Origin of the sequence: Leptolyngbya sp. NIES-2104, from assembly GCF_001485215.1 — a bacterium.
Taxonomy (GTDB): Bacteria; Cyanobacteriota; Cyanobacteriia; order Leptolyngbyales; family Leptolyngbyaceae; genus Leptolyngbya.
The window spans coordinates 4,503,557-4,527,959 of the sequence record NZ_BBWW01000001.1 but is presented as its reverse complement, the minus strand read 5'-3'; the positions used below and the strand labels follow the sequence as shown (position 1 = coordinate 4,527,959).

Annotated in this window: 32 protein-coding genes; 17 read left to right on the top strand and 15 right to left on the bottom strand. The window is 47.4% G+C overall.

Annotated features, from left to right (window positions below):
* Positions 1-93 precede the first annotated feature (93 nt).
* From psbX to NIES2104_RS21670, 3 genes are all read left to right on the top strand, one after another.
* Positions 94-213, top strand: a complete 120-nt coding sequence (gene psbX, locus NIES2104_RS21680; RefSeq protein WP_059000302.1) for a photosystem II reaction center X protein — start codon at positions 94-96, stop codon at positions 211-213.
* 171 nt (positions 214-384) lie between these two features.
* Positions 385-1,083, top strand: coding sequence for a Ycf66 family protein (locus NIES2104_RS21675; RefSeq protein WP_059000301.1), 699 nt, complete (start codon positions 385-387; stop codon positions 1,081-1,083).
* 110 nt (positions 1,084-1,193) lie between these two features.
* A complete protein-coding gene (locus NIES2104_RS21670) occupies positions 1,194-1,742 on the top strand; it encodes a Uma2 family endonuclease (RefSeq protein WP_059000300.1) in 549 nt (182 codons plus the stop codon).
* A 29-nt stretch (positions 1,743-1,771) separates the two neighbouring features.
* Here NIES2104_RS21670 and ggt read toward each other — a convergent pair whose 3' ends face one another.
* Positions 1,772-3,454 carry a gamma-glutamyltransferase gene (gene ggt / locus NIES2104_RS21665; protein WP_059000299.1) on the bottom strand — a complete coding sequence of 561 codons (1,683 nt, stop codon included), beginning with the start codon at positions 3,452-3,454 and terminating at the stop codon, positions 1,772-1,774.
* A gap of 212 nt (positions 3,455-3,666) precedes the next feature.
* Here ggt and NIES2104_RS21660 point away from each other — a divergent pair, with 212 nt between their 5' ends.
* The gene (locus tag NIES2104_RS21660; RefSeq protein ID WP_304608008.1) at positions 3,667-3,807 is read left to right on the top strand and encodes a hypothetical protein; all 141 of its coding nucleotides are present in this window, start codon (positions 3,667-3,669) and stop codon (positions 3,805-3,807) included.
* A gap of 54 nt (positions 3,808-3,861) precedes the next feature.
* On the opposite strand, the gene NIES2104_RS21655 is transcribed toward NIES2104_RS21660, so the two are convergent.
* Positions 3,862-4,389, bottom strand: coding sequence for an alpha/beta hydrolase (locus tag NIES2104_RS21655; RefSeq protein ID WP_059000297.1), 528 nt, complete (start codon positions 4,387-4,389; stop codon positions 3,862-3,864).
* 129 nt (positions 4,390-4,518) lie between these two features.
* On the opposite strand from NIES2104_RS21655, the gene aroC reads away from it, so the two are divergent.
* A complete protein-coding gene (aroC, locus tag NIES2104_RS21650; protein ID WP_059000296.1) occupies positions 4,519-5,598 on the top strand; it encodes a chorismate synthase in 1,080 nt (359 codons plus the stop codon).
* A 114-nt stretch (positions 5,599-5,712) separates the two neighbouring features.
* On the opposite strand, the gene NIES2104_RS21645 is transcribed toward aroC, so the two are convergent.
* A complete protein-coding gene (locus NIES2104_RS21645) occupies positions 5,713-5,940 on the bottom strand; it encodes a helix-turn-helix domain-containing protein (RefSeq protein WP_263971008.1) in 228 nt (75 codons plus the stop codon).
* A gap of 180 nt (positions 5,941-6,120) precedes the next feature.
* On the opposite strand from NIES2104_RS21645, the gene NIES2104_RS32455 reads away from it, so the two are divergent.
* Complete coding sequence (locus NIES2104_RS32455) at positions 6,121-6,294, top strand: hypothetical protein (RefSeq protein WP_192843615.1); 174 nt, start codon at positions 6,121-6,123, stop codon at positions 6,292-6,294.
* Here NIES2104_RS32455 and NIES2104_RS21640 read toward each other — a convergent pair.
* The 3 genes from NIES2104_RS21640 to NIES2104_RS21630 form a co-directional block, all read right to left on the bottom strand.
* Entirely contained in the window at positions 6,291-6,656 is a 366-nt protein-coding gene (locus NIES2104_RS21640) for a hypothetical protein (RefSeq protein WP_059000294.1), read from the bottom strand. The genes NIES2104_RS32455 and NIES2104_RS21640 overlap by 4 nt on opposite strands.
* Positions 6,657-6,751: 95 nt before the next feature.
* Complete coding sequence (locus NIES2104_RS21635) at positions 6,752-7,936, bottom strand: NAD(P)H-quinone oxidoreductase subunit H (protein ID WP_059000293.1); 1,185 nt, start codon at positions 7,934-7,936, stop codon at positions 6,752-6,754.
* Positions 7,937-8,021: 85 nt separating this feature from the next.
* A complete protein-coding gene (locus NIES2104_RS21630; protein WP_072218112.1) occupies positions 8,022-8,888 on the bottom strand; it encodes an AraC family transcriptional regulator in 867 nt (288 codons plus the stop codon).
* A gap of 85 nt (positions 8,889-8,973) precedes the next feature.
* Here NIES2104_RS21630 and ureG point away from each other — a divergent pair, with 85 nt between their 5' ends.
* The 6 genes from ureG to urtE all read left to right on the top strand — a co-directional run bounded on the left by ureG (position 8,974) and on the right by urtE (position 15,008).
* A complete protein-coding gene (gene ureG, locus NIES2104_RS21625) occupies positions 8,974-9,606 on the top strand; it encodes an urease accessory protein UreG (RefSeq protein ID WP_059000292.1) in 633 nt (210 codons plus the stop codon).
* 180 nt (positions 9,607-9,786) lie between these two features.
* Entirely contained in the window at positions 9,787-11,106 is a 1,320-nt protein-coding gene (gene urtA / locus NIES2104_RS21620; RefSeq protein ID WP_059001989.1) for an urea ABC transporter substrate-binding protein, read from the top strand.
* An 85-nt stretch (positions 11,107-11,191) separates the two neighbouring features.
* On the top strand, positions 11,192-12,346 hold the full coding sequence (gene urtB / locus NIES2104_RS21615; RefSeq protein ID WP_059000291.1) for an urea ABC transporter permease subunit UrtB: 1,155 nt from the start codon (positions 11,192-11,194) through the stop codon (positions 12,344-12,346).
* A gap of 12 nt (positions 12,347-12,358) precedes the next feature.
* Positions 12,359-13,534: an urea ABC transporter permease subunit UrtC gene (urtC, locus tag NIES2104_RS21610; RefSeq protein ID WP_156427018.1), complete on the top strand. Its 1,176-nt coding sequence runs from the start codon at positions 12,359-12,361 to the stop codon at positions 13,532-13,534.
* Positions 13,494-14,249 carry an urea ABC transporter ATP-binding protein UrtD gene (urtD, locus tag NIES2104_RS21605; RefSeq protein WP_059000289.1) on the top strand — a complete coding sequence of 252 codons (756 nt, stop codon included), beginning with the start codon at positions 13,494-13,496 and terminating at the stop codon, positions 14,247-14,249. The genes urtC and urtD overlap by 41 nt, the downstream gene beginning before the upstream one ends.
* A 6-nt stretch (positions 14,250-14,255) precedes the next feature.
* Positions 14,256-15,008: an urea ABC transporter ATP-binding subunit UrtE gene (urtE, locus tag NIES2104_RS21600; RefSeq protein WP_263971007.1), complete on the top strand. Its 753-nt coding sequence runs from the start codon at positions 14,256-14,258 to the stop codon at positions 15,006-15,008.
* A 1-nt stretch (position 15,009) separates the two neighbouring features.
* Here the strand turns inward: urtE and NIES2104_RS21595 are convergent, their stop codons facing one another.
* Together NIES2104_RS21595 and NIES2104_RS21590 are read right to left on the bottom strand one after the other, a co-directional pair.
* On the bottom strand, positions 15,010-15,720 hold the full coding sequence (locus NIES2104_RS21595; RefSeq protein WP_059000288.1) for a bacteriorhodopsin: 711 nt from the start codon (positions 15,718-15,720) through the stop codon (positions 15,010-15,012).
* Positions 15,721-15,838: 118 nt separating this feature from the next.
* The gene (locus NIES2104_RS21590; protein WP_059000287.1) at positions 15,839-16,057 is read right to left on the bottom strand and encodes a hypothetical protein; all 219 of its coding nucleotides are present in this window, start codon (positions 16,055-16,057) and stop codon (positions 15,839-15,841) included.
* Positions 16,058-16,337: 280 nt separating this feature from the next.
* On the opposite strand from NIES2104_RS21590, the gene NIES2104_RS21585 reads away from it, so the two are divergent.
* Positions 16,338-17,678: a TrkH family potassium uptake protein gene (locus tag NIES2104_RS21585; RefSeq protein ID WP_059000286.1), complete on the top strand. Its 1,341-nt coding sequence runs from the start codon at positions 16,338-16,340 to the stop codon at positions 17,676-17,678.
* Positions 17,679-17,729: 51 nt separating this feature from the next.
* Positions 17,730-18,431, top strand: a complete 702-nt coding sequence (locus NIES2104_RS21580) for a TrkA family potassium uptake protein (RefSeq protein WP_059000285.1) — start codon at positions 17,730-17,732, stop codon at positions 18,429-18,431.
* 44 nt (positions 18,432-18,475) lie between these two features.
* On the opposite strand, the gene dcd is transcribed toward NIES2104_RS21580, so the two are convergent.
* The gene (gene dcd / locus NIES2104_RS21575; RefSeq protein ID WP_370561223.1) at positions 18,476-19,060 is read right to left on the bottom strand and encodes a dCTP deaminase; all 585 of its coding nucleotides are present in this window, start codon (positions 19,058-19,060) and stop codon (positions 18,476-18,478) included.
* A 12-nt stretch (positions 19,061-19,072) separates the two neighbouring features.
* A complete protein-coding gene (locus NIES2104_RS21570; protein WP_059000283.1) occupies positions 19,073-19,609 on the bottom strand; it encodes a P-loop NTPase family protein in 537 nt (178 codons plus the stop codon).
* 536 nt (positions 19,610-20,145) lie between these two features.
* Between NIES2104_RS21570 and NIES2104_RS21565 the strand changes: the two genes are divergently transcribed.
* Positions 20,146-21,063, top strand: a complete 918-nt coding sequence (locus NIES2104_RS21565) for a pentapeptide repeat-containing protein (protein ID WP_192843614.1) — start codon at positions 20,146-20,148, stop codon at positions 21,061-21,063.
* A gap of 117 nt (positions 21,064-21,180) precedes the next feature.
* Here NIES2104_RS21565 and NIES2104_RS21560 read toward each other — a convergent pair whose 3' ends face one another.
* Complete coding sequence (locus NIES2104_RS21560; RefSeq protein ID WP_059000281.1) at positions 21,181-21,570, bottom strand: type II toxin-antitoxin system VapC family toxin; 390 nt, start codon at positions 21,568-21,570, stop codon at positions 21,181-21,183.
* A complete protein-coding gene (locus NIES2104_RS21555; RefSeq protein ID WP_059000280.1) occupies positions 21,567-21,794 on the bottom strand; it encodes a type II toxin-antitoxin system Phd/YefM family antitoxin in 228 nt (75 codons plus the stop codon). The genes NIES2104_RS21560 and NIES2104_RS21555 overlap by 4 nt, the downstream gene beginning before the upstream one ends.
* 155 nt (positions 21,795-21,949) lie before the next feature.
* Between NIES2104_RS21555 and NIES2104_RS21550 the strand changes: the two genes are divergently transcribed.
* Together NIES2104_RS21550 and NIES2104_RS21545 are read left to right on the top strand one after the other, a co-directional pair.
* Complete coding sequence (locus NIES2104_RS21550) at positions 21,950-22,288, top strand: DUF433 domain-containing protein (RefSeq protein ID WP_059000279.1); 339 nt, start codon at positions 21,950-21,952, stop codon at positions 22,286-22,288.
* Positions 22,289-22,292: 4 nt separating this feature from the next.
* Complete coding sequence (locus NIES2104_RS21545; protein ID WP_059000278.1) at positions 22,293-22,631, top strand: DUF5615 family PIN-like protein; 339 nt, start codon at positions 22,293-22,295, stop codon at positions 22,629-22,631.
* Between the two features lie 59 nt (positions 22,632-22,690).
* Here NIES2104_RS21545 and NIES2104_RS21540 read toward each other — a convergent pair whose 3' ends face one another.
* From NIES2104_RS21540 to NIES2104_RS21530, 3 genes are all read right to left on the bottom strand, one after another.
* Positions 22,691-23,047, bottom strand: coding sequence for a clan AA aspartic protease (locus NIES2104_RS21540; protein WP_339375176.1), 357 nt, complete (start codon positions 23,045-23,047; stop codon positions 22,691-22,693).
* Between the two features lie 11 nt (positions 23,048-23,058).
* Complete coding sequence (locus NIES2104_RS21535) at positions 23,059-23,331, bottom strand: hypothetical protein (protein WP_059000276.1); 273 nt, start codon at positions 23,329-23,331, stop codon at positions 23,059-23,061.
* Positions 23,332-23,569: 238 nt separating this feature from the next.
* Positions 23,570-24,373 (bottom strand): MlaE family lipid ABC transporter permease subunit, encoded by an 804-nt coding sequence (locus NIES2104_RS21530; protein WP_059000275.1) that lies wholly within the window; start codon positions 24,371-24,373, stop codon positions 23,570-23,572.
* Positions 24,374-24,403: the final 30 nt, after the last annotated feature.

Sequence of the window (24,403 nt, the reverse complement as noted above, 5' to 3'; positions counted from 1 at the left end):
TGCTGTCTCTTGCTGGATCTCTGCGCTATACAAAAACATGACAAACCATTAAAATTATGATGACTTGCGTGTTGTTGATAAGGACGGAGCAGTATGACCCCTTCTTTGATGAATTTTCTACTTAGTTTGGCAGCAGGTGTTGCGATCGTTGTGATTCCTGCGACTGCGTTTCTCATTTTCGTCAGTCAGAAAGATAAGATTCAACGTTCCTAGAAATTTTGGATAGAAACTCTGGTCAACTTGATTCGACCAGTTATATTGGAGTGAAACCTCAGAGCCTGACGCTTGTCGCTCAGACTGAGGTTTTCGCTTATCCAAAAGTGTGATTCTCGTGGAGAAATTGGATAGAAGCCGCTAACATGGACTTATCCTTGGAGACCGGACATGGTTAATTTTCAGTTCAATTTGGCAAGTATCTCTGGGATTGTCCTAGCGGTGGGCGGGGCTTCCCTTTACGCTGTGCGATCCTTTCGTCCCCAAATTGCCCGTGATTCCGATATTTTCTTTTCGGCAGTCGGGCTGCTCTGTGGATTGATTTTGATCTTCTATGGCTGGCGGTTTGATCCGATTATGCAGTTTGGTCAAGTGCTGCTGAGTGGAGCCGCGATCTATTTTGTGTTTGAGAATTTGAGACTGCGCCAGATCTCGACCGAGCAGGCGAAACGTACGACCCCGATCGTAGATGACGATCGACCTGTTAGCTCTCAATATACGGCAGCGTTTGAAGATGAGCCTTACACCGTGAGCTTTCCGAATCGCGAATCTCGGACTCCATTACGAGAAGGCAACCGTCGCAGACCTGCACGTGAAGATGAGTACGACGATCGTCCGCCAATTCGGGAGCGCTCAAGCCGCGCAGAAGAACCCCGTTTAAGACCTGCCTCGAAGAATCCTCGATCGCGTCGGGATGAGTCGTTCGAGGAGCCGCGTGAAGAGGCTCGTCCGACTCGTCGCAGTTCCGCTAGAAATAATGCTCGTCCGCGCCGGAATAATGCGATCGAAGATATCAACCAGCCCGATGATGGGGGGTATGTGGACTATCGCCCGATCGACACGAATCGAAACGATGGTTGGGGCGAATAACTGAACTGAATCAAGTTTGAAAGGGGAGCATTTGATTAAATGCTCCTTTTTTTGATGTTACGCTTCAGAAGTAGCGCCCAGAAGAATCTACACGGGAGGCACGATCGCAGATGAACATCATTCACAAATGGACAATCGACCGTTATCACCAAGCGGTAGAGGCGGGTGTGTTTGATGAAGTGCCCGTTGAATTATTGGATGGAGAATTGATCGATATGTCCCCTGAAGGCGTTCCTCACTCGTCACTTAGCGATCGCTCATCTCGCTATTTGCAGCGCCTTCTTGATGAACGGGCGATCGTGCGCGTGGGACATCCGATCACATTGTCCAACCGCTCGGAGCCTGAACCCGATTTAGCCATTGTTGACCCACAAGAGGACATTTACTTCGATCATCATCCCTACCCCGAAAACATTTTTTGGCTGATTGAATACTCGGATTCAAGTCTAGAGAAGGATTTGAAGATCAAAAGTAAGGTTTATGCGGAAGCAGGCATCGTTGAATATTGGGTGATTAATCTTAGAACTAGAGAACTGATAGTCTTTCGTGAACCAGTCCAGGGAAAGTATCAGCAGAAGTCAACGCTAACCAGCGGCAACATTAGCCCTGTATGTTTCCCAGATATTCAAATAGATGTTGCAAAACTAATTCGACGATAACAACACAGCATCATCAACGTTGAATTGATCTAGTATCCAGCCGCAACCCCTTCACCGCGTGGATCAGCCGCTCCTGCAAGCGAACCATCTGGCAGAACGACGATCGCATTTGCATTTCCCCATTTTCCGCGCTGTCGAATCTTGTGTCCTCGCCGTTCTAATTCTGCGATCGTTAATGGGTCAAGCCCGCGCTCCTCAACGTTCAATTGATTTGGTTGCCATTGGTGGTGAATTCGAGGAGCCGCGATCGCGTTTCTCACATCCATGTCATATACCAAGACATTCAGAATCGTTTGCAAAACAGTGGTGATGATTGTGCTGCCGCCCGGTGCGCCGACTGCCATTCGGAGTTTGCCATTTTCGGTGACGATCGTCGGAGTCATGCTGGAAAGCGGCGTTTTTCGGGGTGCGATCGCGTTCGCTTGTCCTCCAACTAATCCGAACGCATTGGGAGTGTTTGGCGCGATCGCAAAATCATCCATTTCGTTGTTTAGAACGATTCCGGTCCCTTTGGCGACAATGCCTGCACCAAATCCGAGATTGATTGTAAATGTGAGACTAACGGCATTGCGATCGCGATCCACAACGGTTAGATGACTCGTTTCGGTTGATTCACGTGAAAGTTTCTGAATAATGGCTGGATCGCCCGGTTTAACTTGGGTTGCCGCTTTTTTCGGATCGATTTCTCGTCGTCGCAGTTTGGCATATTCGGGACTGATTAGGGCATTCACTGGAACTTTGACAAAATCGGGATCGCCTAAGTAAGTGGCGCGATCGGCGTAAGCAATTCGCATCGATTCCACGAATAAATGCAGGGCATCAGGATTGCGCCAACCGAGTGATTTAAGATCGGTGTCGCTGATGAGATTGAGAATTTGCAGGAGATGAACTCCACCTGAAGAAGGTGGCGGCATCGAACAAACCCGCGACTGGCGGAAATTTCCACAGACCGGAGTGCGCCAGATTGGACGATATTGTTTGAGATCTTCAAGAGTGATTAGACCGTTGTTCGAGCGCATATCTTGAGCGATCGCACTCGCAATCTTGCCTTGATAAAAGCTGTTTGGATCAGTCGAGATCGCTTTCAAAGTCGCGGCTAAATCGGGCTGTTTGAGAATTTCACCCGGTCGGTAGAGTTGCCCATTGCGAGTAAAAATCCGGCGGGCTTCCGGGTTCTGAAGTTTGCGAAATTCCACAGCTTCGGTGAATCGATGACTCACAGGAAAGCCAGATTCCGCGATTGCGATCGCGGGAGCGACAACGGTTTTCCAGGGCAGTTTTCCATATTGCCGATGCGCTTGATAAAGTCCTGCGATCGTTCCCGGTGTCGCAACCGCTAAATATCCATCTGTACTGGCATTCGGACGCGGCTTTCCCTGAGCATCTAAGTACATATTTTGGGTCGCTTTAATCGGCGCACGTTCCCGAAAATCAAGCGCTTTCATTTCTTGCTTCTGAGCTTGATGGAACAAGAGAAATCCACCGCCCCCGATTCCCGCTGAGAAAGGTTCTACGACTGAAATTGCTAACGTGGTCGCGACAGCAGCATCGATCGCATTTCCGCCTTGTTTGAGCATCGATAAACCTGCCTCGGACGCTAAGGGATGGGCGGATGTCACCATGCCTTGAGAGGTTTGATCGAGCGGAAACGATCGGGCAACTGGAACGACGGTGACGATCGCGATCAAACTCAGAAAGAAAAAGCGTTTCATACAATTTTTCGGTATTTGCCAAATTCTGACATACCGATGGCTTGGCTCAAAATGTCTTCAGGAGTACAGACACTACAGGTATGTAGGTTATCCTGGATGTATTGCAGGCGTTTGATAAAATGCTCCACATCGTCTGTTGCTCTCTCACACTAAGGTATCTCATGGCAAATTCTTCTAATTCAATCGACTCTGCCCAACTCAGTGACTCTCAGATGTGGAACAGTTTGAAGTTAGCGATCGCAGAAAGTTCTGGCTTTCAACGCTGGCAAATCGATCGGACTTGTCAGGAAACCGATTTGGATGCTCTGGTACACCAATATTTGCGCGAGACGCTTGAAACCTTGGCTTACTAAGATTTTTTTGATTTCTAGTTGAGCAGTTGATCATACGATCAACTGCTTTGTTTTTTAGCGGAAAATACGACCCAGCGGATTTCGTAAGCGATCGACAAATTCATTTAATCGACGGTATGCCGTTTCAATGCGATCGCCATCGACCACCACTTCCTGAGTCGGATAGTTTTGCAGAATTTCTAAAATTGTGATCGTACTGTCACCGCTGGCAGAAAGCGTTAGAGCGGCTCGGAGGGCTTGGCGTTCGGCTCCACCTTTTGGAGTTTGGATTGCTTGACCGAGCTGATCGAGAACACCGTTTCCAAGTGGGCTATTGAGAACGCGATCGAGCAAGACCGGATCAACTTTGATCGGACGAGTCAGCGTTTGACGAACGGTTTCAGGACGCTGACCCGACAAACGAAAATAAGTTTGCAAATCCGGTGAAACTTGACCTGTTTGGGCGAACGTCGTCAGTTCTGGCACCGAAACGGATTCGCGTAGAATTTTATATTTGAAAATGACTCGCTCAGCCGCTAATGCAGGTGTGCTGAGCAAGAGTGCCATTCCAAGACCTAGAAGCGTAGTTTTTAAAGACATCATTGTTAATTGAATTCCCCTTTCTATAAAAGACGAGATTGAAGGGCTAAAGATTCATAAAAGTAGAGGATCTATCTTGAGGTAGGCACTTTTCCGGTACGATCGAAACCTTAATCAAGCAGAAAATTCACAATGGGTAGCACGTTCGGGCATTTATTTCGGATTAGTACTTTTGGTGAGTCGCATGGTGGCGGCGTTGGGGTGGTGATCGATGGGTGTCCGCCGTTGATCGAACTCTCAGCAGAAGAAATTCAGGTCGAACTCGATCGTCGTCGTCCGGGTCAGAGCAAGATTACGACTCCTCGAAATGAAGCGGATCAGTGCGAGATTTTGTCTGGAATTGTGGACGGGAAAACATTAGGAACGCCGATCGCGATTTTGGTTCGCAACAAAGACCAGCGATCGCAAGATTACAGCGATATGGCAGTAAAGTATCGTCCGTCTCATGCAGATGCGACTTACGACGCGAAGTATGGCATCCGAGCGGTGGCGGGTGGCGGTCGATCGTCGGCACGAGAAACAATCGGACGGGTGGCGGCAGGTGCGATCGCGAAAAAAATTCTTAACCAGTTCGGTGTCGAAATTGTTGGATACGTGAAACGGATTAAAGACCTTGAAAGCGCGATCGATCCGAATACGGTCACTCTAGAACAAGTTGAAAGCAATATTGTTCGCTGTCCTGATGCGGATTGTGCAGAGCGGATGATCGATCTAATTCAGCAAATGGGCGGACAGGGAGACTCGATCGGCGGCGTGGTCGAGTGTGTAGCGCGTCAAGTTCCGATCGGATTGGGTGAGCCTGTGTTTGACAAGTTAGAGGCGGATTTGGCGAAAGCGGTGATGTCTCTTCCAGCGACGAAGGGATTTGAAATCGGTTCGGGATTTGCTGGAACGCTGATGACTGGGAGCGAACATAATGACGAGTTTTACACCGATGAGGAAGGACGAATTCGGACTGTGACGAATCGATCGGGCGGGGTGCAGGGGGGCATCTCGAACGGGGAAAATATTGTGATTCGAGTGGCGTTTAAGCCGACTGCGACGATTCGGAAGGAACAGAAGACTGTGACGAATACGGGGGAGGCGGTGACGTTAGCGGCGAAGGGTAGACATGATCCGTGTGTGTTGCCGAGAGCGGTTCCGATGGTTGAGGCGATGGTGGCGTTGGTGCTGTGTGATCATCTGTTGCGACAGCGGGGACAGTGCGGTTAAGGGGGTGTTTCAGACGTATGGAGAGTTTTTTCGCTACGTTGGACTCTCGCCCTGAAATTCGTTTCAGGGCGGGCTGTGCCAACGACGAAGAGTGCTCAAATATTCTCGAAGATGTTACTCTTCCAACACTTCGACGAGTTCTTCGATCGACACTCCAAATGCACGCGCCAATTTAAGAATCGCTGTGTAATCCGTCATCGTCATTGCGTCACGTTGAACGTAGTTTTTTACAGTGCTGTAATTTAGTCCAGAGCGTTCTGCAACTTCCTTCAGTGTCCATCCTCGCTCATCTGCAAACTCGCGAATTCTTAGCCTGATTAATCCCATCGAAACAATTGACAAAGACTCAATTGAGTCCTTTAATAAAGTTGGAAAGACTCGATTGAGTCTCTAATGAACCAAACAGATCGTCCCCCAGCCTGGAAAACTCAAGAACGATCTCACCCACAAATGAGGTACAGACATGATACCAAGAGTTTCGTCATGCGTTGAAACTTCTGCACTTTGGCGCGGAGGTAGACGATGACTTATCAAGAGCGTCTTTCTCCCTGGTGCGTTGTTCAACTGTTGCCAAAAATGCAGCGAATTGTCGTGTGCCGATGTCGCAAGCGAAATGATGCGATCGACCACGTTCAAGCCTTAAACCGACTAAATGCCGAAGCCATCTACGAAATCGTTTTCGATCCAGGTGACTAACTGTTGTCCTCGTTGCGATCTTCCTGGGGACGCTGGAAGAATTTCGTAATTGTTTTCAGCGTCACAGGTTCGCGTTCTTTGCGGCGTTTGCGGTGATTCAGGGCAGAATTGTGGCGACGTTTGCGGAGTCGCGTTTCTTCTTCAACGCCTGTGTCGCTGGCAGGTTTGCGGGTCGGTTCGATGTTTTCTTCTTTAGAAAGCCACCAATCGACAATAAAACCGCTGGCAGTCCCCCCGATCGCACCGAGCGCAATACTGAAAAGTGCTGGATAACCCAATCCATAGAGGCTGATCAGGAACAAGAGCCAGATTTGAAGCCCTACCCCAAAGCCTTTAGAAACGGGTTGTCCTTTTGTCGCCACGATCGCTGATTTCCTTAAAACTCTCTATGAGGATACAGTGAAATTTGGGTCGATATTGATCGATTTCGCTGATTGGTTTCATTATGGCGGGTTTTTTAGCGATCGACTGACCCCATGACTAAATCGATACTCGCTAAAATCACAAAAATATCTGCAACCTTGGTTCCCTGCACTAATTGAGGTAGCAATTGCAGATTGTTGTAGTCTCCAGGACGAATCTTCCACCGCCACGGAAATACGTTGTCATCCCCGATAATGAAAATTCCGAGTTCGCCTCGACCCGATTCCACTCGCACATAATGTTCACCTTTCGGAATTTTGAAAGTAGGTGCAATTTTTTTAGCAATGAATTGATAGTCAGTGCTATTCCACTCAGATTTCGGACCTGCTGCCATTCGTTTCGCTTCTAAATTTTCATAAGTACCACCAGGTAAAGCTTTTAGAGTTTGCTGAATGATTTTGATTGACTCTCGCATTTCTCGAATTCGGACAAGATATCGGGCATAACAATCACCTGCGGTTTCCCACTGAATGTTCCAGTCGAGTTCGTCATAGCATTCGTAGTGATCCACTTTACGTAAGTCCCATTTCACGCCCGAAGCCCGTAACATGGGTCCAGTGACTCCCCAATTGATTGCAGTTTCTCGATCGAGCACGCCCACCCCTTCAGTCCGCCGTCTGAAAATCGGGTTATCACTCATTAATCGATCATATTCATCCAGTTTTGGCGGCATGTACTCACAGAAATCCGCACACTTATCAACCCATCCATACGGCAAATCGGCTGCCACTCCTCCCACGCGAAAATAGTTGTGATTGATCATGCGGTAGCCAGAAACCGCTTCAAAGAGATCGAGGATGAGTTCTCGATCGCGCATCGTCGGAAAAAACAATGCTTGCGTTCCCACATCTCCCACAAACGGACCGAGCCACAATAAGTGATTCACAATCCGGGTAAGTTCGAGCAAAATCATCCGAATATATCGAGCGCGTTTTGGAACTTCGATTTGAGCAAGTTTCTCCACAGCATTCACTGTGACTGCTTCGTTGAACATACCGCCGTAGTAGTCCCATCGACTCGTGTAGGGAATAAACATCGTCGTGGTGCGGTTTTCAGCGATCTTTTCCATGCCGCGATGAAGATAACCGATCACAGGTTCGCAATCGATCACATCTTCGCCATCTAACGTGACAATGATGCGAAAACAACCGTGCATTGCAGGATGGTGAGGTCCTATATTGATCACCATCGGTTCAGTTTTAGTTTCGATCCAGCCCATTGTTTGAACTCCTGATATTTATTTTCACTATCAGAAATTCATTCAAATCAGTCTTGTAAATTCGTCCGTTTTTTGTAGATTCTTCCTACGATTTTTGAATCATTCTCGGTGTGACTCCCAGCAGCTTTTTACAATGTCGATGCAGATGACTTTGATCGACGAATCCGACTTGTTTGGCAACTTCTGCGATCGACATTCCTCGAATCAATAATTCCTTTGCCCGTTCGACCCGCGCCCGAATCACAAACTGATGCGGGGTCAATCCAGTTGCTTGTTTGAATAGCTGAGAAAAATAGTGTGGACTCATTTTCGCGATCGCAGCTAATTCACTCAATCCCAAATCCTGATCCAAATGAGCGTAAATATAATCAATTACAGAACGAAATCGAGATAAATCAGTTGTATATTCTTGAATGGAAATTCGCCGCGTTGAATAGTACTCTGCTAAATGAATGATTAACGTATTGGTTAACGATTCACCATACAGGCGACTTACAAAACTATCACGCTCTAAAATCAGTTTAAGTGATAGTCCGATTTGATGAACGAGCGGATCATTGAGTGCAAATTGTGGAATGAGTTCAATGTGAGAATGCTCGATCGCTTGATGCACTTTGAAGGGATCAAAGCTAAAGAAAATCACTCCACCCCAATCAAACCAGCGACTCTGACAGCCAACCTGAGCCGGAACCAGAATCATATTGCCGTTCGCAACTTGTTCGCGGTGGAACTTGCCATCAATCGATCGCTCTGCCCATTGAGATTTGCTCGTATGCGTAAAGATAGCAAGCGTATGTTGCATGGATATCACTTCGGTCGTTTCTCCGGGTGGCATGTAGTCATACCCAAAGCCGATTCCATCCCAACCCGTCGCTACACTCGTTAATTCGGGAGCACGATCGAAGACTCGTTGATATCCGCTGACTCCTTCTTTAGCAAAGTCAATCAACATAATTCTAAAGTGATGATTTTCTTTCACCGTAATCGATCAATCCCGTGGTATCTCATTAAGATCAGCGAAATTTTAAGAAGTTCTCATGACACAAACTCTAGTTTCTACTGCTTTCCGAGTCGGGATTGCGGGTCCTGTGGGTTCTGGTAAAACGGCGTTAGTCGATGCACTTTGTAAAGCAATGCGCGATCGCTATCAAATCGCCGTGGTCACCAATGACATTTACACCCAGGAAGACGCGAAATTTTTAGTGCGATCGCAAGCGCTTGATCCCGATCGCATTCTTGGAGTGGAAACCGGAGGCTGTCCCCATACGGCAATTCGCGAAGATGCGTCGATGAATTTAGCCGCGATCGAGCAACTCGAAAAACGATTCCAAAACTTAGAACTGATTTTTGTGGAAAGTGGCGGAGATAACTTAGCAGCAACTTTCAGCCCGGAACTGGTGGATCTCAATATTTATGTAATTGATGTTGCTGGTGGTGATAAGATCCCGCGCAAGGGTGGACCGGGTATCACGAAGTCCGATCTTTTAGTCATTAACAAAATTGATTTAGCTCCCTTTGTCGGCGCAGACTTGCAAGTCATGGAGCGAGATGCAAAACGAATGCGGGGAGAAAAACCATTTATCTTTACAAATCTCAAAAATCGTCACGGTTTAGATAAAATCATTGAGTTTGTGTCAACCTACGCAGGACTGAATCTGAAGCAAAAATAACAAAACAATCATTAAAAAGTGACTTGGTATACAATTCGCTGAAAATCCAAGCCCTAGTATTTCAGAGATATTACTGAAGCTTGAAACTGCGATAAATCTGCGGATCGCTCCTTTGCAGAGACAGTCTCTTGATTGTCGATCGCTTTGGCTTGGTTCAACACGTCACTACACCTTTTGGACATGACAAAATCATTTGGACGGCGCGAATTTATCATCCTTGGCTCCACCGCTGCGGGGAGCATTCTGTTAAAGTCTTGTACTCCGCCGCAAGGAACCACGGGATCAACGAGCAGTGCTCCTGCTGCTTCTCCTGCTGCTAACACCACTGCATCGGGTAACACGATTAAAGTCGGAATTCTGCACTCGCTTTCTGGCACGATGGCGATCTCTGAAAAGAGTGTCGTTGATGCCGAACAATTAGCGATCGAAGAAATTAACAAATCAGGCGGCGTGTTGGGCAAACAAATCGAAGCCGTCGTTGAAGATGGAAACTCCGATTGGCCCACCTTCGCGGAAAAAGCGAAGAAATTGATCGACCAAGACAAAGTTGCGACTGTGTTTGGTTGTTGGACTTCTGCCAGTCGTAAAGCGGTTCTGCCTGTGTTCGAGTCGAAGAAACACCTGCTCTGGTATCCGGTGCAGTATGAAGGACAAGAATGCTCGAACAATGTCTTCTACACGGGTGCAGCCCCGAACCAACAGATTGAACCTTCAGTTGAATGGTTGCTGAAGAACAAAGGCAAAGACTTCTACTTGGTGGGATCAGATTACGTTTTCCCTCGTACCGCAAACACCATTATCAAGGCACAATTGGGCGCACAAGGTGGAACCACTAAGGGCGAAGACTACATTCCTCTAGGTAACACCGAAGTCAAGCCTGTAGTAGACAAGATCAAGCAAGCCATGCCGAACGGTGGCGTGATCTACAACAGCTTGAACGGTGACACCAACGTGGCATTCTTCAAAGAGTTGCAAGCATCGGGATTGTCTCCTGATAAGTATCCGTCGATGTCGGTCAGTATCGCGGAAGAAGAAGTCAAAGCGATCGGGGTTGACTATCTCAAAGGTCACTATGCGGCGTGGAACTATTTCCAAACCGTGGATACGCCTGCAAGTAAGAAATTCGTCGAAGCGTTCAAGGCGAAATACGGCAACGATCGCGTGGTGAATGACCCGATGGAAGCGGCTTACATCATGGTTTATCTGTGGAAGCAAGCAGTTGAAAAAGCGGGTACTGCGGATGATCTCGATAAAGTGAAAACCGCAGCTTACGGACAGACTTTCGATGCGCCTGAAGGTAAGGTGACATTGAACTCGAATCACCACTTATCGAAATACGTTCGGATTGGTGAAGTCGCAGCAGATGGACTATTCAGGATTGTGTCTGAGTCCAAGGAAGCGGTGAAACCTGTGCCGTGGAACCAATTCGTTGCAGAAACGAAGGGCTTCTCTTGTGATTGGTCTGATCCTGCAAAAGGCGGTAAGTTCAAGACCACCTAGAGCCAATCAAATTAGTACGCTATCTCGTAGGGCTAATTTGATTAACCCTACGAGTTGGTTCATTTAGCAAAACACGGAGAAAGCTTTGCTAGCAGGACTCTTAAACGGAATTTTCAGTGGGATTAGCGTCGGCTCGGTGTTGTTGCTTGCGGCATTGGGGTTAGCGATCGTATTTGGACTCATGGGTGTGATCAACATGGCACACGGTGAGTTTATGATGCTCGGTGCTTACACGACCTTCGTGATACAAAATGCGCTCAAAGGTACGCCTTTGTTTGATGCTTACATTTTCATTGCACTGATTGCTGCTTTTATCGTCACTGCAATATTTGGGATCATTCTAGAGCGGGGAGTCATTCGCTATCTCTATGGGCGACCGCTCGAAACCTTGCTGGCAACTTGGGGTGTGAGCTTGATTTTGCAACAGTTGGTACGAAGTATTAGTTGGCAACTAGTCACTCTGATTGCTGTGTTCTGTGCTTTGTACTTTGGCGCGATGTGGATTTTGGCGCGTCGTCCGAACTATGAGCAGATTCGAGGATGGTCGATCGCTATTCTGTTACCGCTCTCGGCTGCGGTTGCACTCGCGGTGAGTAACACTGTTGGACAACTCTACGGACTAGCTGCGACTAAACCTTGGTTCGGAGCGCAAAACGTGGATGTGACCGCTCCAATATGGTTGCGGGGCGGATTGTCGATCGCGGGAACTCAGTTCTCGTACGCCCGGATTTTCATTATCTTTTTGACGATCGCTGCGGTGCTCGGTGTGTTCTGGTTCTTGAATAAAACGCCTTGGGGCTTACGAATTCGAGCCGTGACCCAGAACCGAAATATGAGTGCGTGTTTGGGCATTCCGACTCAGAAAGTTGATGCGTTGGCATTTGCGATCGGGTCGGGACTCGCTGGAATTGCAGGTTGTGCCGTAAGCTTACTCGGATCAGTTGGACCCAATACCGGACAGAACTACATCGTGGATACGTTCATGATCGTCGTTGTGGGCGGAGTTGGAAAATTAGTTGGTAGCATCATTGCAGCACTCGCGATCGGGACTGCCAGCTACATCATTGGATCGAATGTGTTAGTCGATGCGTTTAGCTTCTTTCCGCCATTGTCTGAATTCTTCCGATTTTTCTCGACGATCAGCATGGCAAAAGTGATGGTATTTGCACTCATCATTGTGTTTCTGCAATTCCGTCCGGCTGGACTATTCCCGCAGAAAGGAAGAACCGTGGATGCTTAGGGAGAAATTATCGTGAACACAGGAGCGCCTTGGTATAAGCAGCGATCGATCTTAGTCGAAGCTGCCATTGTTGTCGCGATCGCGCTTGCGCTGATCTTTATTGTGCCGAATGTTTTGATTGGAATCGGTCAAGCCTTTCGGGTGAACTTGCTAGGGCGCTTTTTAGCATTAGCGATCGTAGCACTTGGAATTGACTTGATCTGGGGCTACACCGGAATCTTGAGCTTGGGACATGGATTGTTCTTTGCTTTGGGTGGATATGCGATCGCAATGTTTCTTCAGTTGCAGATTCCCGCTGGACAGCTACCGGATTTCTTTACGCTGTATGGTGTGAATCAGCTTCCGGCGTTTTGGATTCCGTTCTATTCGTTTCCGTTTACGCTATTTGCGATCGTGGCTCTGCCTGCAATTGTGGGCGCAATTCTGGGTTACTTAGTGTTTCGCAACCGGATTCGAGGCGTTTACTTTTCGATCCTGACGCAAGCTGCTTTGATCGTGTTCTTCAATTTCTTCAACGGTCAGCAAAAACTGATCAATGGAACGAATGGATTGAAGACCGATACGGCGACTTTCTTTGGTCAGACTGTCGGTGATGTTTCCATGCAGTGGATATTCTACATGACGACAGTTTGGTTTTTAGTGGGAGCTTACGCGCTCTGTCGGTGGTTGACTAGCGGCAAACTTGGAAAGCTTTTAGTCGCGGTTCGGGATGATGAACCTCGGCTGAGATTTTCGGGATACGATCCGACGGGCTTTAAGGTGCTCACGTTTGCGGTTTCGGCAGCACTGGCGGGGATTGCGGGCGCACTGTTTACGGTACAGTCTGGGATCATTTCACCGAAAGCGATGGATATTGCATTCTCGATCGAGATGGTGATCTGGGTGGCGGTCGGGGGTCGTGCCAGTTTGGTTGGTGCAATTCTTGGAACGCTGATTGTGAACTTTGCTAAGAGCCTTTTTAGCGAAAAGTTTCCAGAGATCTGGTACTTTTTCCAAGGTGCGCTGTTCTTAACGGTGGTGACGGTCTTGCCGGGTGGAATCATTGGCTGGATTCGCAATGAAGGCGTAGACCTTGTGCGATCGAAGTTCCTGGGCAAGCGCAAACTCGCAACTTATCCAAGCTTAGAAGAAGATCCGGAAGTGCAATATGAGCGGGAAAATCTTGCAAATCGAAAATCTGACGGTTAGTTTTGATGGCTTCAAGGCGATTAATAATCTCAATTTCGACCTGAACGAAGGCGAACTGCGCGTGATTATTGGTCCGAATGGAGCCGGAAAAACGACCTTTCTCGATACGATCACAGGCAAAACGCAACCAACGATCGGGACAGTTCATTTCAAAGGTCGAAATACCAAAGGCTTGAAAGAGCATCAGATCTCTCAGTTGGGAGTGGGGCGAAAGTTTCAAACGCCGCGTGTTTATCTCAATCTCACCCCGCGCGAAAATTTGGAACTGTCGTGCAATCGGAATAAGACGGTGTGGAATGCGATCGTGGGTAAACGTCCCGTCGCAGAACAGCGGACTGTCGCGGGATTACTCGAAACGATCGGGCTAGATCTCAAAGCAGATATCAAAGCCGCATTGCTGTCTCATGGTGAGAAACAACGCTTAGAGATTGGAATGTTAGTGGCTCAATCCCCTGATTTGCTTCTCGTCGATGAGCCTGTCGCGGGATTAACCGATGAAGAAACTGAGAAAGTCGGAGATTTACTTTTAGCACTGGCGGAAAGTCATTCGATCATCGTGATCGAACACGATATGGAATTCGTTCGACAAATCGCGAGACAAGTTACTGTGCTTCACCAAGGAAGTGTTTTGTGCGAAGGCACAATGGACGAAGTGCAAAACGATCCGCGAGTCATCGAAGTATATCTCGGACAACAAGAAGATCACGCAGCGTAGAATACTATGAGCTATACCAACACCACGCTAGAACCAATGGGATCGAGTACAGCAGATCCAATGCTAGAAGTTTCCGGTCTGAATGTGTATTACGGAGAAAGTCACATTCTTCGCGGCGTAGATATGACCGTTCATCCGGGCAAAATGGTCTGTTTAATCGGGCGAAACGGTGTCGGTAAAACGACGTTGCTCAAAACGATCATGGGATTGTTAAAACCGCGATCGGGTTCGATTGTTCTCGCAAGTCAACCAATCACGACTAAATCGCCCGATCAACGCGCCCGTCTGGGAATTGGCTACGTTCCCCAAGGACGAGAAGTGATCCCACGGCTCACGGTTAAAGAAAATCTGATTCTTGGACTCGAAGCCTTACCGAAACGGAATAAAAGCGCTGAAATTCCCGATGAAATTTTCGAGCTATTTCCGGTGCTGAAGACGATGTTAGGACGGATGGGCGGCGATTTGAGCGGAGGACAACAGCAACAATTAGCGATCGCTCGTGCTCTGATGGGTCAACCTCGCTTACTGGTACTCGATGAACCGACCGAAGGAATTCAACCTTCGATCATTCTCGAAATCGAAGCCGCTGTGCGTCGGATTGTTGAGACGACTGGCATTTCAGTGTTGTTGGTTGAGCAACATTTACATTTTGTGCGCCAAGCCGATTGGTACTATGCGATGCAGAAAGGCGGGATCGTGGCATCGGGTTCGACCCAAGAATTGAGCAATGAAGTGGTTCAGCGATTTTTGGCGGTGTAGACTACTGCGAAACGGGAACGCGATCGAATCCCAATTCCTGAATTCCCGCCTTCTCTAATTTCTGCAACGAACTCAGCGCTAAAAATCCAAATCCCACTTTTGCAGAGACATCCAGAATCATATACAACGCTGTTTCCGTCGTGCTGTTGATCACATTGATTCCAGTTCCCGCTAGAATCCAAACCACCGGATACAGCGACCAGATTACCAAGTGCACTGTAAGCAATCGATTAAAAACCGATTTAGAACGCGGGAAATGCTCGATCGCTTGCCCTCGATAATGTTTCAGCAACAAATACGCCAATCCCAAATAAAACCCACAGCTTACGATGTACCAAAGATTTGTAATCGGTTTGGGAGAAATCGCCGCCACGAACCCGGTCGCAATCATCAAAACATCCGCACCGACCATACTTGCCAGGATAATCGGTTTCGTTCTGCCTAAATAGCTCAGCAGTACGATCGTTAACGGCGTTGAAAACGTCCACGTCACATAGCGCACCCAAAACGACGGTCGATCGAAGATCACGCTAAATCCTTGCCGCTGGGTCATCGCTAAATAGAGCACCGACGCGATCGCACAAATAAAGAAGTTCAGAACATAAACAACTTGCCAGCGATCGTTCTTAGCGCGTTCTGCTCCAAATCCGAAGAAAATTGCTCCCGCTGCCATACTAAGACAACCGATCCAGAGCCAAGCTTGCTGTGTCATCGCGCCCTATCCTTACGTTTTACTGTTTTATCGACACTATAGGGCGCACAGAATAAAAATACCTCTGACTCTCGAAAGATGAAGCACAACCGCATTACTTACTCTTCGGATGAATCGACTAAACACGATCGCTGCTTTTCTGCCAAAGTCGTTCGAGGAGTTCAATCTGGTATCTCAGAAGACGACGTTGTTGAGTTTTACGCACAAGCACGCCGAGAAATAATCCGAGTGGAAGCGCGATCGCGATCAACCCTTCAGAGATAATGGCGGTATCACTTTCAACCTGAATATTCGCGATCGGGGTTGAAACTTGCAGGAATCGAAACTTAGCGGGCATAAGTAGATCTCCAAAAATCGTTAATTAAAGCAGTAGAAAAAGTACGCTTAATTTTGGCACTGGAATTGCTTGATCCCTTACTGCTATTAGGTTTGTTTAAGACTTCACCGAGCACTTTTTCATTTAACTACTGGAAAAGACTGCCTGCTTCAATCAGATCCTGCATCGAAAGCGATCGAACCGTGGGAAACTAAATCCAAAGTTTGATTGATTTAGATAAAAAATCTACAGCACAATTGATTAAAGTAACGCTCGATCGTCTCTTTCTCGTTCCAGATTTATGACTGTTTCCCGTACGATTTGTCTTGGTTTTCTCGCGATGATTTCCATCGGCACCTGTCTACTCATGTTGCCGTTTTCTACTGCTTCAGGAGCTTGGAATAGTCCGGTCACTGCTCTATTTACCGCGACTTCTGCCGTATGCGTGACTGGATTGTCTGTGGTCGATGTCGGCAAGTTTTATTCATTTTGGGGACAGCTTTTTATCATGCTGTTGGTGCAGGTGGGTGGACTCGGCTACATGACTGCAACAACGGTTCTCTTATTAGTGTTGGGTAAGCGATTGGGATTAAGAGACAAAATTGCGGTACAACAATCGCTCGATGTGCAGGAATTGTCAGGATTACCGGGATTACTACGATCGATTATTGCTACGACGCTTTTATTTGAACTCACAGGCGTAATTTTGCTGATGACCGTTTTTCTACCGCAGTTTCGCGATCAGCCGCTTGTCGCACTCTGGCAATCAGTTTTTCATAGCGTTAATGCGTTTAATAATGCGGGGTTCGGCTTGTTCTCGGATAGCTTGGTGCAGTATGTGACAAATCCGATCGTCAATTTCACCATCACGGGATTAATCATCTTTGGTGGCATTGGCTATCAGGTGATCATGGAACTGTATTTGTGGGGACGCGATCGCATGAGTCGCAATCCCAGAAGACATATGTTTTCGCTGAATTTTAGAGTCGCAACCAGTACCACGATCGCGCTGTTGATTATGGGAACGATCGCATTTTTCGCCACAGAGTTTCGCAATCCTGCCACATTAGGACCTTTGAATTTTCCTCAAAAGTTGATGGCAGCTTGGTTTCAATCGGTCACACCTCGAACTGCTGGATTTAACACGATCGACATTACGAAAATGACAACAGCGGGATTGTTTATTACGATCGCGTTTATGTTCATCGGTGCGAGTCCGGGTGGTACAGGCGGCGGAATCAAAACAACAACGCTAAGAATATTACTCGACTGCACAAAAGCAGTACTGCAAGGAAAAGAAGTCGTACTCACATCGAAGCGACAAATCCCGATGGCGCTCATTCTCAAAGCGATTAGCGTCTTGATTGGCTCGATCGCAACCGTCATCACTGCCACCGTTTTAATCGCACTCACTGACCCAGAACTGAACTTTATTAATATTTTGTTTGAAGCGGTTTCTGCCTTTGCAACCGTCGGCTTAACTGCTTTTGGAACTGGAAATTTATCAGTTTCAGGTCAATTGCTGATCGTCATGGTCATGTATACCGGACGGGTCGGGATTTTGATGTTGATGGGTGCGATCTTAGGCGACCCAAAACCGAGTTTTGTAAATTATCCTGAAGAAAATTTACTCGTTGGATAACATTTTCAAACTATCATGAACGATCGAGACATTTAAGAGGCATAACAGATCGTGAATTTATCTTCTCTAGGATTTTTTCATAGTTTACGATCAGACCAGAGAAATCGGCAGTTTGCAGTGATCGGCTTAGGTCGGTTCGGTCGCGCAGTCTGCTCTAGTATGCACAATTCCGGTTACGAAGTTTTGGCGGTGGATTCTGATAGAAACAAAGTCGATCAAGCCTTGAACGATCGCATTGCCACACATGCGCGTCAAATTGATTCGACTCAGCCTGCTGCACTGAGAGAAGCCGGAATTTTCGAGCAGGATACGGTGATTGTCGCGATCGGGAATTACGTTCAAGAAAGCATCATCACCACCATGAACGTCAAAGAAGGCGGTGTACGACACGTAGTGGCAAAAGCTTCGTCAGAGATCCATGAAAAACTACTGAAAAAAGTAGGCGCGGATCACGTCGTGTTTCCAGAGCATGAAATGGGCTGTGAATTAGCTCGATCGCTGACCAAACCCGGAATTCTAGAACGCTTCGAGCTTGATCCGGAAAACAGCATCGTCGAATTAATTGCACCCGAAAACTTCCACGGAAAAACGATCGCAGAACTGAGATTGCGATCGCATTTCGGTTTAAACCTACTTGCCTTCAGCCACAAAGGTAAGTTTGTGATTAACCCTGACCCCAACACCTATTTAACGAAAGGAACCGCGATCGTTGTGATTGGTGCGAATCGCGATATCGATCGCTTACCGATTTAGCAAATAGAGCGATCGTACCCTCAAAGATGCGATCGCTTTCCTTTCTAAACTCGCGCTAGTGTCACCCGCTCAACTTGGTCTTGATACTTACCGCGTCGATCGTCGTAACTCACCGCACAAGGTGCACCTTCAAGGAACAACAACTGAACAATCCCTTCGCTTGCATAAATCCGACAGTCAGCACTCGACGAATTCGAGAACTCAAGTGTTAAATGTCCCCGCCAACCTGCTTCGGCTGGAGTCAGATTCGCAATCAGTCCAATCCGCGCATACGTCGATTTTCCGATACAAATCACCGTTACATTGTCCGGCACTTCCAACCGTTCCAGCGCAACGCCCAAACCATACGAATGAGCAGGCAAAATAAAAAAGCTGCCATTATCATCTTGATGTAGCGGTGCAGGCTCCAAGTTCGCATCGCTAAAATTCTTCGGATCAACGACGGTTCCAGGAATGTGTTTGAAGATGCGAAACTCAGACGGAGACAACCGCAGATCGTAACCGTAGCTACTCAACCCATACGAAATCACAGGCAAACCATGAATCCGGCGTACAAGCTGAGGTTCAAATGGCGCAATCATTCCCTGCTGTGCCATTTGCGTAATCCAGTTATCGTTCTTGATCATGATGCTTAGCGTAGTTTAGGGTTGGTGAGTGCGACGCAGTTCTGTAATTTGATCGGCTACATCTAAAATCGCTTCGGGCATATTGGGACCTGTGAGAATCACATCCACATGACGCGGACGCGATCGCAAAAAGTCGAGCACTTCCGCTTCTGGAATCAATCCAAAGTGAATCGCCAAACTCAATTCGTCCAGCACCACCAGATCGTATCGATTCTGCTCAACCACCCGGCGCGTATGTTGCCAGAGGTCTAACAACGATCGAGCTTCTTCCTCACTAATCTGCGGACTATCAATGCAGCGATTCACATTACATCGAATCCAATCGAGATTTTGGCTCAACTGCATCGGTCGATCGTATCCCTGACCAATCCCGCCTTTGAGAAACTGCACCACTAAAACGGGGGTTCCTTGTCCAGCAATTCGCATCGCCTGAGCCAGCACACCCGTAAAGAAACTGCGGTGAAACGTGGTAAACACCTGCACTAATCCTTCAACGCTAAGATTGCGCGATCGTGAAGCATCAAACACAGGCGTTTCTACTTGCGAAACCATAGGACTGTCTCAGATAAGGGCAATTCACTTTTTAGATGTAGCGTCTCTATTTGAGTCGCTTCACTATGAAACACTAGATGTAGAAAAGCGTCAAGATCATTTTGGCGGATCAATCTGCATCGCGCCTCTGACTTGCAAGTGATTTTTCCCTGAATGCCAATACAATACAAAAAAACTGCTCAGAAGTACAGGCGTTCTGAGAAGAAAAATTATTTTTGGTTGTCTAGATCGATGGGAAGAGCCACTAGAGTCGGTTAGGGCTGAGATTCTTAAATTGCTCGATCGTCAGTTGGAAAGTTGAGAGGTAATGTTTTCTCTAAAATTACCGATTTCCGTGACCCTGCTGTTGTATTGAGACATAGTAGGGTTTGGGAAACTGTACGAGGATGCGAAGAAACCAAGTTTGGCGGAATGTTGCTCGTGTATTCCTTGGTCTGGGTGCAACGGCGCTTTTAGGAGGATACTGGTACGTTCAGCAGCAGAGAGTGAATAACCTTCAGCAGCAAATTGCTCAATTGCCAAACGGTAAGGATAAAGTGTCTTTAGTGAAAGACCGCATCGGTTTAGAGAACACGATTGATGGAAGTTTAGTTCAAGCAGTTGGAGGACTTCTCCTATTTGTCACTGCTTATGTCTCATTGCAGAATCTAAAAGCGACTCAGCGTAATGTATCGGTCGCTGAAGAGAAGCAGGTTACAGAGCGATTTACTCAGGCAATTAATCAGTTGGGCAATGAAACAAGTATCTACATTCAATTAGGAGCTATTTATGCTCTTGAACGAATTGCAAGAGATTCTTTGGAAGATCATTGGGTAGTCATGGAAATTCTGACTTCGTTTGTTCGAGAGAAGTCACCTATGCGTGATTCGTATTTTGACGAAGAGACGGGAGAAATGTTTTCAGAGATTGAGAATGATGGAATCCTCGATCCAGTTATCCAAACTGCTCTGACGGTAATTGGGCGACGGGATGCAAGAAGAGATCCGCAGGGAGTAAGTCTTGACCTCACATCTACTGCGCTGATAGTAGCAGACCTCCGCAATACAAATCTCACTGGAGCAAATCTTTCAAACGTGAATTTACAAGAGGCAACATTACGAAAAGCAGAACTCTCCTTGGCTCGTTTCTTCAACTCAAAGCTATACAGTGCAACCCTGGATGAAGCAAATTTAACTGGAGCGGTATTTATAGATGCAGATCTTACTGGGGCATCTTTTATCGGAGCCAATCTTAATATGGCAGACTTTACAGGTGCAGACTTGTCAAAGGTATGTTTCGATATGGCAAACCTGAATAGGGCAAAATTTCGCAGAGCAAATCTCTTTAACGCATCATTAAAAAATGCTCAAGGTCTAACTCTAGATCAAATCAAAACTGCCCGAAACTGGGAAAAAGCTGACTACGATGAAGACTTTCGACAAAAGCTAGGCTTGCCACCCGAACAAAAATCATAGGCGCGATCGCACCCGTCAACAAATCGAAGACAATCTGCTGTTACCGATCGCCACACTGCGAGAACGGCTACCAGACCTGTATGGAGAGTAAAGAATTTTGGACAGCGCGATCGCAGATCAATGAATCGTTTGCAAAGAAGGCGTTCTGATTAAAGTTTGATCGACTGTTGCTAGCTGTAGATTGTAGTGAATTGCAGTAGCAGCAATGAAGCGATCCGCTGGGTCTTGGTGAGAGCAAGCCAATTGACGACTAAGGATCGCAATTTCATGATTGAGTACAGCTTGCTGGCTTTCCAATTCCCACAAAGCTTGATTGATCCAAGTCATCGGATCAGGTGGCAACGATAGCTTTCCTTTCTCCGCAAGAAGCATGACTTCCCAGATGGTGATAGGACTCAGCCATAATTCAGTGTCAGAATCTGAGATCACATTCTTCAAGTTTTGGGAAAGTTGTGGGTCATCAAAGAGATACCATAGCCAAATGTGTGTGTCCAACAGGATTTTCATTGCAGCACTTCCCAAGGCTGCTCCAGGGGAGAAACGATATCACCTAAGATTTCACCGCGACCTTTCATACATCCAGCAGCAGGACGGGGTTTACGAGATTGCGCTGGAGTAATGATCGCGATAGGTTTGCCCTCATGAGTCACGGTAAGAGGTGTATTGGTTCGTTGAAGTTCTAGCAGGATTGCTTGCAGAGCCTCAGGAAGGTCATTCGTCGTAATCGTCATTGAATTAGCTTGAATTAATAAACACTATTTTACCCGTTACTCATTCATTAACTTGAAGCATTCGTGGCGATCGCACCCGTCAACAAATCGAAGACAACATCCTGTGGAGATTAGCAGACTGATTACAATGAAATCTATAGCTTTCTGACTCCGCCATGACGCTGAAGGAACTCAAACCCAAATTGCTTGCCCTGTCTGATGAAGAAAAAGCACAAGTGATCGAACTGCTTTCCCAGGGCAAAACGACGATCGAGGGCATCGAGAAAACGCCAGGAGTCTGTGGGGGTAGTGCTTGCATTGCAGAAACTCGAATCACCGTTTGGGGACTGGTCGAAGCTCGTCGTCTAGGTTACAGCGAAGCTGACCTTCTGACCAGCTATCCCTCTCTCACCGCCACTGACCTGGCTCATGCCTGGGCATACGCTGCCGCCGCCCCCAGCGAGATTGAAGCAGAAATTCAAGCGAACAATGCCGTAATGGAAGAGGAACTGTAAGCAGATGGCTCGTCTCTATGCTGATGAGCAGTACCCCTACCCAGTTGTAGAATTCCTGCGAACTCTAGGACACGACGTTTTGACCGTTCAGGACGCAGGCAAAGCCAATCAGAGAATTCCTGATTCAGAAGTGCTTGCTTTTGCAACCCTCGAACAGCGTGCTATCCTGACCCAAAACCGCAAAGACTTCTTCAAACTCCATCGTCTCAAGACGGATCACGCCGGAATTATCGCCTGCACCAACGATCGTGATTGGGAAGCACTGGCACATCGAATTGATACAGCGATCGCACAAGAAGAATCTCTACAGGGCAAATTGATTCGTATTGTTCGTCCTAGCTGAATCACAACCTACTTTTGAAGCGATCGCACTCGCCAAGAAATCGAAGCTTCTCAATGGAATCACAATGCTTCGATCTTAACGATACCGCCCTCAACCTTATCAACCTGCAATCGATAACCGTAGAGCATCGCCATTCCGAGGAGTGGTTCTGTCTCTGATGCTGCGATATCGATCTCGCGGTATTGTCCATTCCAAATGACTGTTGCAGTGTAAAAATCAAATAAGACTTCGCTGCCATCACCCAGAGTCGCTGGATTGGAAATCGTCCAAGGTACTTCAAGGCGAACGATAATTTCAGATGGCAAAGACAGAAAGCCATCAAACCCAGTATCAATTACGGTATTGATGGCTTCTCGTTGACCAAATGAGTTACCAACCACAAGGAAAAGCGTGGCTTCCCGGCGTAAATTCACCACTCCATGTATCATTAATTCTTTTTCAAGCTCCGCGAACCAAAGTGATACACGGCGCGGTGTCCGATCCGAATTCCAAAAGGCTGAGCATCAGGATTGCGCTCAAATAGCCGATTGGTAGCCGCTATCACTGTTTCATCAACCTCAAAATTTCCGGTTTCGATGTCGATCGCCACAATCTTGCCCTCATTTCCCGCTTCGACTTGCTGCCGAATGCCAGACTCATAGAGTTTCTGCCCACGTTGAGCCAACTCTTCTTTGCTGTAACGTCGTTGGCGAATTGTCATAGGGTCAACCTCAATGTGTCTTGCTTCTTCGATTTTAGCTTGGAGAGAGCAATGGCTGTATTGAGATTTTGACGTGTGTCGGGCTTCGCAATACTCCACTCAGCTTACAAGATTAAAGCAGAGGCTACTTGGAGCAACCAGCAATCTCATAAGGCATTTGGTTAGTGTTACATCTTGGTTTCTGAAATTAGCGATCGAGCCACCCGCCAATACCGCTTCAATCAATTTTTGCAGCCCATTATAAACCCCTACCAAGCGCACTCCCCGGACCTTGAAACATCAGCCAGGACAAAAAGAAATTCACGATAAAAATTGCCAGCAGCGAAGTCACCACCGCTGTCGTCGTCGATTGTCCAACCCCTTTCGCCCCGCCTGTCGTCGTCAGTCCCCAACTCGACCCGATCACCGCAATCATCGAGCCAAACACTAATCCTTTAATCGGCGAACTACACAAATCCCAAACACTGAGAAAGTTCTTCGCTGAATTGAGGAAGACAGTATTTGAAATTCCATAGAGCAAGTTGGCAACGAGCATTCCGCCGAGCATTCCGGTCACAAGCGAGAGCAATGTCAGAATCGGCAACATCACACAGCAAGCTACCACGCGAGGAATGACAAGATAATTGATCGGATCAGTCCGCAACATGTACAGGGCATCGATCTGCTCCGTCACCTTCATCGTTCCAATCTCTGCCGCAAACGCCGAGCCGACTCGTCCCGCCAACACAACCGCCGTCAGCACCGGAGCCAATTCACGCGATAATGAAATCGCCAACACTCCCCCAACTGCCGTTCCCGCTCCCAGATTGATAAACTCTCGCGCTACCTGAATCGTGAACACTGCCCCCACAAACGCCGCTGTCACCAACGCAATCAGTAATGATTCGGGTCCGACGGTTGCCATTTGCTCGATCGTATTTCGACGATGAATCTTGCCGGACAGCAAATGCACAATCACCTGCCCTCCTAACAAAATAGCGGCAATTAAACGACGACTCCAAGTTCCAAGAGCAGACGGAGAAGGCTGGGGCGATTCAGTCAAAGGGACACTACCTGTTTCAAACTCGATAAG

Excerpts from the sequence above, each read along its gene's own strand:
- NIES2104_RS21630 (WP_072218112.1), bottom strand. The coding sequence starts at position 8,888 with ATGTTGATTGACTTTGCTAAAGAAGGAGTCAGCGGATATCAACGAGTC.
- ureG (WP_059000292.1), top strand. The coding sequence starts at position 8,974 with ATGACACAAACTCTAGTTTCTACTGCTTTCCGAGTCGGGATTGCGGGT.
- NIES2104_RS21660 (WP_304608008.1), top strand. The coding sequence starts at position 3,667 with ATGTGGAACAGTTTGAAGTTAGCGATCGCAGAAAGTTCTGGCTTTCAA.
- NIES2104_RS21635 (WP_059000293.1), bottom strand. The coding sequence starts at position 7,936 with ATGGGCTGGATCGAAACTAAAACTGAACCGATGGTGATCAATATAGGA.
- NIES2104_RS21655 (WP_059000297.1), bottom strand. The coding sequence starts at position 4,389 with ATGATGTCTTTAAAAACTACGCTTCTAGGTCTTGGAATGGCACTCTTG.
- NIES2104_RS21595 (WP_059000288.1), bottom strand. The coding sequence starts at position 15,720 with ATGACACAGCAAGCTTGGCTCTGGATCGGTTGTCTTAGTATGGCAGCG.
- NIES2104_RS21570 (WP_059000283.1), bottom strand. The coding sequence starts at position 19,609 with ATGGTTTCGCAAGTAGAAACGCCTGTGTTTGATGCTTCACGATCGCGC.
- NIES2104_RS21670 (WP_059000300.1), top strand. The coding sequence starts at position 1,194 with ATGAACATCATTCACAAATGGACAATCGACCGTTATCACCAAGCGGTA.
- NIES2104_RS21550 (WP_059000279.1), top strand. The coding sequence starts at position 21,950 with ATGACGCTGAAGGAACTCAAACCCAAATTGCTTGCCCTGTCTGATGAA.
- NIES2104_RS21555 (WP_059000280.1), bottom strand. The coding sequence starts at position 21,794 with ATGACGATTACGACGAATGACCTTCCTGAGGCTCTGCAAGCAATCCTG.
- aroC (WP_059000296.1), top strand. The coding sequence starts at position 4,519 with ATGGGTAGCACGTTCGGGCATTTATTTCGGATTAGTACTTTTGGTGAG.
- urtA (WP_059001989.1), top strand. The coding sequence starts at position 9,787 with ATGACAAAATCATTTGGACGGCGCGAATTTATCATCCTTGGCTCCACC.
- urtE (WP_263971007.1), top strand. The coding sequence starts at position 14,256 with ATGAGCTATACCAACACCACGCTAGAACCAATGGGATCGAGTACAGCA.
- NIES2104_RS21535 (WP_059000276.1), bottom strand. The coding sequence starts at position 23,331 with ATGACAATTCGCCAACGACGTTACAGCAAAGAAGAGTTGGCTCAACGT.
- NIES2104_RS21560 (WP_059000281.1), bottom strand. The coding sequence starts at position 21,570 with ATGAAAATCCTGTTGGACACACACATTTGGCTATGGTATCTCTTTGAT.
- NIES2104_RS21590 (WP_059000287.1), bottom strand. The coding sequence starts at position 16,057 with ATGCCCGCTAAGTTTCGATTCCTGCAAGTTTCAACCCCGATCGCGAAT.
- NIES2104_RS32455 (WP_192843615.1), top strand. The coding sequence starts at position 6,121 with ATGACTTATCAAGAGCGTCTTTCTCCCTGGTGCGTTGTTCAACTGTTG.
- NIES2104_RS21675 (WP_059000301.1), top strand. The coding sequence starts at position 385 with ATGGTTAATTTTCAGTTCAATTTGGCAAGTATCTCTGGGATTGTCCTA.
- NIES2104_RS21585 (WP_059000286.1), top strand. The coding sequence starts at position 16,338 with ATGACTGTTTCCCGTACGATTTGTCTTGGTTTTCTCGCGATGATTTCC.
- ggt (WP_059000299.1), bottom strand. The coding sequence starts at position 3,454 with ATGAAACGCTTTTTCTTTCTGAGTTTGATCGCGATCGTCACCGTCGTT.
- NIES2104_RS21545 (WP_059000278.1), top strand. The coding sequence starts at position 22,293 with ATGGCTCGTCTCTATGCTGATGAGCAGTACCCCTACCCAGTTGTAGAA.
- urtD (WP_059000289.1), top strand. The coding sequence starts at position 13,494 with ATGAGCGGGAAAATCTTGCAAATCGAAAATCTGACGGTTAGTTTTGAT.
- psbX (WP_059000302.1), top strand. The coding sequence starts at position 94 with ATGACCCCTTCTTTGATGAATTTTCTACTTAGTTTGGCAGCAGGTGTT.